This is a genomic window from Thermanaerothrix sp. (assembly GCA_026417795.1).
GTDB lineage: Bacteria > Synergistota > Synergistia > Synergistales > Synergistaceae > Thermanaerovibrio.
This window is the reverse complement of the sequence record JAOACP010000045.1, coordinates 1-10,067: the sequence shown is the minus strand read 5'-3', so window position 1 is coordinate 10,067 and position 10,067 is coordinate 1. Positions and strand designations below refer to the sequence as shown.

The 10,067-nt window shown below is 51.8% G+C and carries 6 protein-coding genes and 3 tRNA genes; all 9 read left to right on the top strand.

All coding sequences use genetic code 11. The features are described from left to right. The 9 genes from N2315_08235 (at position 1) to rlmB (ending at position 9,980) form a co-directional block, all read left to right on the top strand. A tRNA-Met gene (locus tag N2315_08235) sits at positions 1 to 77 on the top strand. A 33-nt stretch (positions 78 to 110) separates the two neighbouring features. Next, positions 111 to 187 (top strand) — tRNA-Met (locus N2315_08230). A 1-nt stretch (position 188) separates the two neighbouring features. Beyond that, positions 189 to 265, top strand: a tRNA-Met gene (locus tag N2315_08225). Positions 266 to 396: 131 nt separating this feature from the next. Further along, a complete protein-coding gene (tilS, locus tag N2315_08220; GenBank protein ID MCX7829163.1) occupies positions 397 to 1,752 on the top strand; it encodes a tRNA lysidine(34) synthetase TilS in 1,356 nt (451 codons plus the stop codon). Positions 1,753 to 1,758: 6 nt separating this feature from the next. Continuing rightward, on the top strand, positions 1,759 to 2,298 hold the full coding sequence (hpt, locus tag N2315_08215; protein ID MCX7829162.1) for a hypoxanthine phosphoribosyltransferase: 540 nt from the start codon (positions 1,759 to 1,761) through the stop codon (positions 2,296 to 2,298). 77 nt (positions 2,299 to 2,375) lie between these two features. Beyond that, complete coding sequence (ftsH, locus tag N2315_08210) at positions 2,376 to 4,286, top strand: ATP-dependent zinc metalloprotease FtsH (GenBank protein MCX7829161.1); 1,911 nt, start codon at positions 2,376 to 2,378, stop codon at positions 4,284 to 4,286. A gap of 102 nt (positions 4,287 to 4,388) precedes the next feature. Continuing rightward, the gene (gene uvrB, locus N2315_08205; protein ID MCX7829160.1) at positions 4,389 to 6,410 is read left to right on the top strand and encodes an excinuclease ABC subunit UvrB; all 2,022 of its coding nucleotides are present in this window, start codon (positions 4,389 to 4,391) and stop codon (positions 6,408 to 6,410) included. Continuing rightward, the gene (uvrA, locus tag N2315_08200; protein MCX7829159.1) at positions 6,349 to 9,174 is read left to right on the top strand and encodes an excinuclease ABC subunit UvrA; all 2,826 of its coding nucleotides are present in this window, start codon (positions 6,349 to 6,351) and stop codon (positions 9,172 to 9,174) included. The genes uvrB and uvrA overlap by 62 nt, the downstream gene beginning before the upstream one ends. Before the next feature lie 71 nt (positions 9,175 to 9,245). Beyond that, complete coding sequence (rlmB, locus tag N2315_08195; protein ID MCX7829158.1) at positions 9,246 to 9,980, top strand: 23S rRNA (guanosine(2251)-2'-O)-methyltransferase RlmB; 735 nt, start codon at positions 9,246 to 9,248, stop codon at positions 9,978 to 9,980. Positions 9,981 to 10,067 lie beyond the last annotated feature (87 nt).

Here is a 10,067-nt window from a genome sequence, read left to right as displayed (position 1 = left end):
CGCGGGGTGGAGCAGTCCGGAAGCTCGTCGGGCTCATAACCCGAAGGTCGCAGGTTCAAATCCTGCCCCCGCAACCAGCGTTGCGTTAGAGGTTTGCCCTATGTTTTGATCGCGGGGTGGAGCAGTCCGGAAGCTCGTCGGGCTCATAACCCGAAGGTCGCAGGTTCAAATCCTGCCCCCGCAACCAAGGCGGTGTAGCTCAGTTGGCTAGAGCATGCGGTTCATACCCGCAGTGTCACTGGTTCGATTCCAGTCACCGCCACCAGATATTATCCCCCCTGTGTAAGGGGGGTTATTTTTTTGTGGCTCATCGTAGTTAAGATATCCTGGTCATTTTAACCCGTCCATTTTCGTTGTCAGCTTATAGACTCCCTCCTGCATGGGGTGATGACGGTCATGATGATTGAAGAACTCAGGTGTCTTGAGAAATCCCTGGGCGCTAGGCTTAGGGCTGCTGGAGAGGATCAAGGTTGGTGGGGATCATCTAAGATGATCGTGGCCGTTTCAGGCGGAGGGGACTCTGTGGCGATGGGGGCCCTCCTTAAACGGTTTTGGAGGGGCACTCAAATATGGGGACACGTCGATCATGGCATAAGGGATGTGTCGTATAAGGATGCCCAGTTTGTAGAGTCACTGGCGATGGCATGGGGTATTCGGTGCGTGGTTGCAAGGCGTAGTGTGCCGTCTCAACGGCTTAAGGGTGAGTCGATTGAGATGGCTGCCAGGCGCATAAGACATGAGTTCCTGGGGGGCTTGGCCAGCTCCGAAGGTTGTCAGTATGTGGCAACCGCCCATAGCCTTGATGATCAGGTTGAGACCGTGATGTTGAACTTGACAAGGGGAGCTGGCATTTGGGGATTGGCCGGCATACCCCACAGGCGGGGCCCTTGGGTTAGGCCGGTAATATCCATAAAGCGGGTGGAGCTGCGTCGCTATCTTCAGATGTTGGGGATCGAGTGGGTGGAGGATGAGACTAATCAGTCCAGGGATTACGTTAGAAACCGCATAAGGCTGGATCTTATCCCTTGGATAGAGGGGAACCTAAATCCAGCTTTCTCTGACCGGATTTTTGACCTTTCGGTGGAATGCATCACGAGCCGGCGGATGATAAAAGATCGGCGGGAAGCCATTCTTCCATGGCTAAGGCGTCCATCCTATCCGGCTGAGGTGGCATGGGACAGAGGTAGAGCCGCGTCGCTTTCATCGGAGGATTTGGCGGAGGCCCTTAGGGGGGAGGGGGCTTGTTTAAACTTGCCTTCCCTGGATAGGCTTAGGGTTCAGGAGTTGGTGAGAAAGATCAAAGACAAGGGGCCCTTCTCGTGTCCCTGGAAGGGTGGCTGGTGGTTGTTGGGTGATCGGGAGCGGGTCTATTTTTTGAAAGAACCCCTCGCTTTCTGCGAGGTTGGACGGGTTAACCTGGCAGAGCTTTTGAATAACCGTGGGCTAACGTTGGAAACCCAATGGGGACCGTGGGTGGTTAAGTTTGATGTCCCAAGCCTACCACAAGCGGTTTTGTCGAGGAGTTATAAAAACCTTAGGCTTGGCTACATACCGCTGGACCCTGCTTCCCCGGAGGTGATGATCCAGCCCTTTGATGGAACGGCACCTGCAGTACCTTCGCCTCTTCGTCACTTATACCCAATGGTAACGAGTTCTCTTGGGGAGTGGCATCCTGGCGGAGGTGACGTTATAAGCGTTTCAAGGTGTGCTATCATAGCTAGGGTTCGTCTTACGCCTAAAAACCAGGAGTGATATCAAATGGGCTATGAGATAGATTCCGTCTTGGTGACCAGGGAACAGATATCCGATAGAATCAAAGTTTTAGGAAGGCAGATATCCGATCGTTACCGCGGCAAGCCCTTGGTAATGGTGGGTATACTCAAGGGAGCTGTGATGTTCCTTTCAGACCTTGCAAGAGAACTGGATAGAGACCTTAACGTATCCTTCGATTTCATGTCCGTGTCCTCTTACGGGAATGCCACGGAGTCCAGCGGAGTGGTTAGGATATTGAAAGACCTGGATTCTGATGTAAGAGGGAAGTGTGTTTTAATCGTGGAGGATATAGTTGATAGCGGGCTGACCGTATCTTATCTCCTCCAGGTGCTTCGCCAGAGATCTCCGGAGAGCCTTTCTGTTTGTGCCTTGCTGGATAAGCCTGAACGGCGCAAGGTTGAGGTGCCAATCGATTTCAGAGGGTTTATCATCCCGGATAGATTTGTGGTGGGTTATGGCATAGATGCGGGGGGTAAGTGGAGACACCTTCCTGAGATATGCTCCGTGAAAGTACTGGATGACTGATGTCAGCAAGTGTTTCTCTTTGGCTGAAATAGTTAAGGTTTGAAGGAATCGACAAGAAAGAGGGGCGTTGGGACAACTTGGGAAAGATAGCGAAGAATCTGGGATTATACCTGGTGCTGATCGTCCTTGTGGTGAGCCTTGTAAACGTTTTTCTCTCCCCTAACGGTGGGGGGAAGCAGCCGGACGTGGTTCCCTACAGCGACTTCATAAAAGCCGTAAACGCTGGTTTGGTTAAGAAGGTCTCCATAGACGATATTGGCATAAGGGGAGTGGCTAAGGATGGCAGGGAGTTTAGAACCTATTCCCTTGACAACGGCAGCTTAGCTAAGACCCTTGTTGACAAGGGGGTGGAGGTTGATGTGGTTCCGCCACAGCGCACGCCTTGGTGGGCCAACCTTATGTCCTCTCTGTTTCCGACCCTTTTGTTGATAGGTGCGTGGATATTCATCCTCTACAACATGCAGGGCGGCGGCAGCAAGGTTATGAGCTTTGCTAAGAGCAAGGCTAAGCTTTTCTTGGATAACCGTCCAAAGGTTACTTTCAGTGATGTGGCTGGGTGCGATGAGGCTAAGGAGGAGCTCAAGGAGGTTGTGGAGTTCCTCAAGGACCCCGGCCGTTTTGCTCGGCTTGGCGCCAAGGTGCCAAGGGGAGTCCTGCTCCTGGGGGCTCCTGGAACTGGGAAGACCCTTTTAGCCAGGGCGGTGGCTGGCGAAGCGGACGTGCCGTTCTTCAGCATAAGCGGCTCTGATTTCGTGGAGATGTTTGTTGGGGTAGGGGCTGCCCGGGTTAGGGACCTGTTTGATCAGGCCAGGCGCTACCAGCCTTGCATAATCTTCATAGATGAGATAGACGCGGTTGGCCGTCACAGGGGGGCTGGTTTAGGTGGAGGGCACGATGAGCGGGAACAAACCCTAAACCAGTTGCTGGTTGAGATGGATGGTTTCGATGCGGGAAGCGGGATAATACTCATCGCTGCCACTAACAGGCCGGATATTTTGGATCCAGCGCTGTTGAGGCCCGGTCGTTTCGATAGGCATGTGGTGGTTGACAGGCCAGATGTTAACGGTAGGCTTGCCATACTTAAGGTTCATGTCAGGGATAAACGCTTAGATGATTCTGTGAACCTGGATGTGATAGCCCGCAGAACCCCTGGGTTTGTGGGAGCTGATCTGGCTAACTTGGTCAACGAGGCTGCTCTTTTGGCGGGACGCAGGGGTAAGGACGTGCTCTCCATGGCGGAGTTTGAGGAGGCCATAGACAGAGTAATAGCAGGTCCTGAGAGGAAGTCCCGAGTTATCAGCAAGAAGGAAAGGGAGATCATAGCCTATCACGAGTCCGGACATGCTTTGGTGGCGAAGCTGCTGCCAGGATGTGACCCGGTGCACAAGATATCCATAATTCCTAGGGGACATAAGGCTTTGGGATACACTCTTCAGTTGCCTGAGGAGGACCGTTTCCTGATATCTAAGGAGGAAATTCTCCAGCGGATATCGGTTCTTTTGGGCGGTAGGGTGGCGGAGTCAATAGTTTTTAACGACGTTACGACGGGAGCTCAGAATGACCTGGAGCGGGCGACCCAGCTGGCCCGCCAGATGGTTACCGAGTTTGGCATGAGTGAAAAGCTAGGCCCCGTTACCCTTGGAAGGAAGCAGCACGAGGTGTTTCTTGGAAGGGACATAGTCGAAGATCGTAATTACAGCGAGGAAGTGGCTTACGCCATAGATCAGGAAGTGCGGCGGATAGTGGATCAGTGTTACGATAAGGCAAAGAACCTCCTGGAAGAGAACCGGCCTAAGCTAGAGAGCATAGCGAGATTGCTTCTTGAAAGAGAGGTAATAGAGGCCGAAGAGCTGGAGGCCTTGCTTAACGGAGGTCCGTCCTTTCCATTAAGTTCTGCTGGTGGGGATAGCGCTGAAGCAAAAGAAAGCGACGGGGAACAAGAAGCGAATGGAGAGGGGTTTGGCCAGCCGCAGGCCGAGATGGCGTAGACTGGTTAGGTATGGATCATTCAAAATCTTTGGTAATTTAGTGGTGTGGGACGCCTTTTTATTAATAAAAGGGGCGTCCCACCTTTGATTGGAGGGGATAGTTTGAGCCGCTTTGTGCTGAAGAGCCCATGGCCTCCCGCCGGTGACCAGCCAAAGGCCATAGATCTTTTGGTGGAAGGCGTGAGGAGCGGTTTATCCAAGCAGACGCTGCTGGGGGTTACGGGCAGCGGTAAGACATTTACCATGGCTAAAGTTATAGAGGCCCTTCAGAGGCCTGCTCTGGTATTGGCCCACAACAAGACCTTGGCGGCCCAGCTATACTCGGAGTTTAAGGAGTTCTTCCCGGAGAATGCGGTTCAATACTTCGTTAGTTACTATGACTACTATCAGCCCGAGGCATATCTTCCCGCTCAAGACGTTTACATTGAGAAGGATGCCTCCATAAATGACCGCATAGAGAAGTTACGGCTGGCCGCCACAAAGGCTCTTGTGGAGCGCAGGGATGTGATAGTTGTGGCCAGCGTCTCCTGCATATACGGACTTGGCAAGAGGAAGAACTACGAGGACGCAATCTTTAGATTTCGTAGGGGAGAAATTTACCCAAGGAGAGAATTTATGGGTCGCCTTGTGGATATATTCTACGCAAGAAACGATGTGGCTTTTGAGCCCGGTACCTTTCGTGTCAGGGGAGATGCCATAGACGTATATCCGTCCTACAGTGATACTGCCCTTAGGGTTGTGTTTATGGATGATGAAGTAGAGGAGATATTGGAGATAGACTCATTGACTTTAAAAACCATTGAGAGGAAAGAAGAAGGGGCGGTGTTCCCGGCCCAACATTATGTAACCGATAAGGAATCCCTTGGAAGGGCCCTGAGGGCCATTGAAGAGGAGCTTCAACATAGATTGAAGGAGCTTAAGGATAATGGCAAGCTCCTTGAGGCCCAGCGGTTGGAATCTAGGACCCGATATGACATCGAGATGTTGGCCCAAGTAGGCTACTGTTCTGGCATAGAAAACTATTCCAGGCATCTGGAGGGAAGGTTGCCGGGGGAACCTCCAGGTACCCTGATGGACTTCTTTCCAGATGATTACCTCTTATTCATAGATGAATCCCACATAACCATACCGCAGGTTAGGGGTATGTACAATGGAGACAGAGCTCGTAAAGAGGTGCTTGTAGAACATGGCTTCCGATTGCCCTCCTGTTTAGATAACAGGCCCCTCAGGTTTGATGAGTTTGAAGAATACATGAAAACCGTTTTTTTTGTGTCAGCAACGCCTGGAGATTATGAGTTGTCCATCAGCCAGAGGGTGGTGGAGCAGATAATTCGTCCCACCGGCGTTTTGGATCCCGTGGTGGAGGTCCGTCCAGCCTCGAACCAGGTGGAGGACCTTATCGGTGAGCTTCGGGCCGAGCAGGACATGGGTGGATGCTGCCTTGTTACGACCCTTACTAAACGTTCTGCCGAAGACCTTTCTCAGTATATAGAGGGTATGGGAATAAAAGTTAGGTACATACACGGTGACCTCAATGCCTTTGAGAGGGCGGAGCTCCTCCGCGACCTAAGGGCTCGAATCTTTTCAACCTTGGTGGGGGTTAACCTTTTAAGAGAGGGCATAGACCTACCTGAGGTGTCGTTGGTTGCCATATTGGAGGCCGATAAAGAGGGTTATTTGAGGTCCTTTAGGTCTTTGATACAGATGATAGGAAGGGCTGCGAGGAACAATGCCGGCCGGGTGATCCTTTATGGGGATTCAGTTACCGAAAGCATGAGGCGTGCCATGGAGGAGACGCTGAGGAGGCGCAGGATTCAGGAGGATTATAACAATAAGATGGGGATCGAGCCCCGTTCAGTGGTTAAGGAGATACGGTCACTGCTGCCCGAAGATTTGCAGACAAATTCAGGATCCAAGGTTGAGTCGTCTGAGGGTTTGATTGATGTGGAGGAGATGGAGAGGCTTATGTGGGAGGCGGTGGCGAGGCTTGATTTCGAGGAGGCCGCCAGGCTTAGGGACAGCATAGCCATGATATCGGAAAGAGGGAAGAAAATTGGAGGACATGATAAGGATAAGAGGGGCAAGGCAACACAACCTTCAAGGGGTAGACGTAGACATTCCTAAGAATGCCATAACGGTTATAACGGGGCCGTCCGGGTCGGGGAAGTCGTCTCTTGCGTTCGATACCCTCTATGCGGAGGGACAGAGGCGTTATGTTGAGTCCCTTTCCGCTTATGCGAGGCAGTTTCTTGGCATGCAGGACAAACCAGATGTTGACGAGATCACGGGTTTGTCTCCCGCCATATCGATCGAACAAAAGGGGACGGGACACAATCCAAGGTCCACGGTAGGTACGGTTACTGAGGTATACGACTATCTTAGGCTTCTTTTCAGCAGGGCGGGACAGCCCCACTGCCCTTCCTGCGGTGAGCCTGTTGTTCGGCACTCGGTGGATGAAATGGTGGGGCTGGTTTTCTCCAGGTTTAATCACTCCAAGCTTGAAGTTTATGCTCCCATGGCTCGCGGAAAAAAGGGGGAGTTTAAAAACCTTTTGGATTCCTTGCGGAAACAGGGGTACATGAGGGTTAAGGTGGATGGCTCATTGCTTTGGCTGGAGGAGGACATAGTCCTTAATAAGAACGTAAGGCATGATATATCAGTCCTGATGGACCGCTTTACCCTGGATGAAGACAGGAGGAGCCGTTTGGTGGAGGCGATAGAGGCGTCCGTTCGCTTATCCGGCGGTTTTGTGAGATTTGAGTCGGCGGATAATTGGATGGATCTTACCGAACAGTACATTTGTCCCTCCTGTGGGATAAGCATCCCAGAGCTTGATCCTGCCCTGTTCTCCTTTAACAGCCCCAAGGGGGCGTGCCCCAGGTGTTCCGGTCTTGGAAGTCGCGAATTTTTTTCTGAACAACTGGCGGTGGTCCCTGGGATGTCTGTTATGGATGGAGGGATATTACCTTGGAGGCCCGGACACTACATGTTGGGCAAGCTTCAAAGGCTTGCTTCCGTTATGGGGTGGGATTTAACCGTGCCTTATGGCCAGTTGGAGGAATCCGTGCGCAAGACGATACTGACCGGATCTGACGTCAGGCTGTCCTTGCCCTTTAAAGAAACCGGCGACGAATATGTGGGAAGATATGAGGGCCTAATACCTTGGCTGGAAAGACGTTGGGAGAGGACCGATTCCGATTCTGTGCGGGAGGAGTTGGCGCGTTACAGGGATGAGTCCCCTTGTTCTGCTTGCGGAGGACGTCGACTTAGGCCGGAAGCTTTGGCGGTGAGATTTGCCGATCACACCATAGATCAGCTTACCGAAATGCCGGTGGAAGGGCTCCTTTCCCTTCTTAAGGGAGTTCATCTGGATGACGCCAAGTTGTCGGTGGTGCAGGTGGCGCTTGAGGAGGTTTTAAAACGGCTGGCATTTATGTGCGATGTAGGGGTAGGATACCTGTCTCTATCCAGGAGGGCGGATACGCTAAGTGGCGGAGAGACTCAGAGGATAAGGTTGGCTACGCAGATAGGCTCAAAGCTTACAGGGGTTCTTTACGTACTAGATGAACCCACCATAGGATTACACCCCAGGGACACCGGACGCCTTCTTAATACGTTGAAGGCCATAAGGGACCTTGGGAATACGGTTGTGTTGGTCGAGCACGACAGGGATACCATGAAGGCAGCGGACTATTTGATTGAGCTTGGTCCCGGAGCTGGGGAATATGGTGGAAGGGTTGTTGCGAGCGCACCAATCGCTAGCTTTGTAAAGCAAGATAGTGCTACAGCGATTTACCTAAGAGGGGAAGATGACGGCAGGGTAATGCACCCTGGGGGTAGGAGGGTCCCAGGGGGGCATATATCCGTTAAAGGATGTAGTGAAAATAACTTGAAGGATGTGGACGTAAGCTTACCGTTAGGAGTAATGGGGGCTATTAGCGGGGTGTCCGGATCCGGTAAGAGCACATTGTTGTATGAGATATTGTATAAGGGGCTAAGGTCTAGGCTGGATGACAGGTTTAGAGCGAGGCCCGGTTTTTTTCGTGAAATACAGGGCTATGAGGGGATTAGGAACGTGGTTTTAGTGGATCAGAGCCCAATTGGGCGGACTCCTCGTTCTAACCCCGCCACCTACACTGGAGTTTTTACCGCCATAAGAGAGTTCTTCGCCCAGCTTCCAGAAGCTAAGATGCGGGGATATGAGATGGGTAGATTCAGCTTCAACGTGAAGGGTGGACGTTGCGAGGCCTGCAAGGGCGAGGGGATGATCAAGGTCCCAATGCTATTCCTGCCGGACTCCTACGTGGTTTGTGAGGTTTGCAAGGGCAAGAGATACAACCGCGAAACCTTGGAGGTGCGTTATAAGGGGCTGAGTATCGCCGATGTTTTGGAACTATCCGTCGAAGAAGCGATGGAGATCTTCCGTGATATACCGAAGATCAGCGGCAGGCTTAAAAGTCTTGAGGAAGCAGGATTGGGCTATATTAAACTGGGACAGCCCGCCACCACCTTAAGCGGCGGAGAGGCCCAACGAGTTAAGCTTGCAGAAGAACTGGGAAAGCGCTTTAGGGGCCATACCCTGTATTTACTTGATGAACCGACCACGGGATTATATTATAAAGATGTTAAAAAGCTTCTTGCGTTGCTTCATCGGCTTGTAGATCAGGGCAATACGGTTTGGATAATAGAACATAACTTGGAGGTTCTTGCGTCGGTTGACTACATAATAGACCTTGGTCCAGAGGGAGGAGATGGAGGAGGAAGGGTAATGGTTGCCGGCACTCCTGAGGAAGTGGCAGCCTCTGATGTGGGTCATACGGCGCGTTTTATCAGGGAAACCCTTATGCGTAAATCTGATGATGTAGGAGATAGAAAAAATCACATATAAAGCATAAAGATGGGAGAGGTATTTAATTGAAAAAGAGGAGCTCCGATTCCTTCCAAGAGGTTTCGTCGGATGTGGTTTACGGTAAAAATCCAGTTCTATCCCTATTAGAGGGTGATGGGGGATGCATTAAGTTATTTATCTTAAAAGGAAGGAAGGATCCATTCAGGGATAAGGTGTTGAGACTTTGCCAAACCAAGGGAATCCCGTTCCAAGAACTGGACCCTGAAGCGTTGGACAGGATAGCTGGCTCCTCTGTGCACCAGGGGTTTGTGGCCCGGGTATCGCCGGTCAAGGTGTTGAGCATGGAAGACCTGATAAATATGGTTGTGTCTTTGGATGCGGCAAAGCCATTAAACATCTTGGTCTTAGATCACGTGGAGGACCCCCACAACCTTGGGGCCATGATAAGGACCGCCGAGGCGGCGGGGATTTTTGCTGTGCTTATACCTTCAAGGAGGGGGGCTCTCCCAACCGGAACGGTGGTAAAATGCAGTGCCGGCGCGGCCCTTAGGATGCCCATGGTTATGATAGGCAACGTGTCTCAGGCGATAAGGGATATAAAGGATCGGCTGGGGCTTTGGGTTATTGGAATAGAGGCGAACGGAGAGAGGTCCATCTTCGAAGCAGCCATGCCGAGGAGGATTGCCCTGGTGGTGGGATCCGAGGGCAAGGGGCTTGGAAGGGTTGTTGCCTCTTCCTGCGATGAGGTGCTGAGAATACCGATGCTTGGCAGGACAGGGTCGCTCAACGTTAGCGTAGCCGCCGCGTTGGCCATGTATGAATGGTTCAGGGGGCTAGACTTCTAGATCTCTCAGATGCATGTTGCCTCTCTTAAGAATCTAAACGAACGAGACGGGTTGCCTCATGTAAAAATCTAAACGAAGGCAGGGATC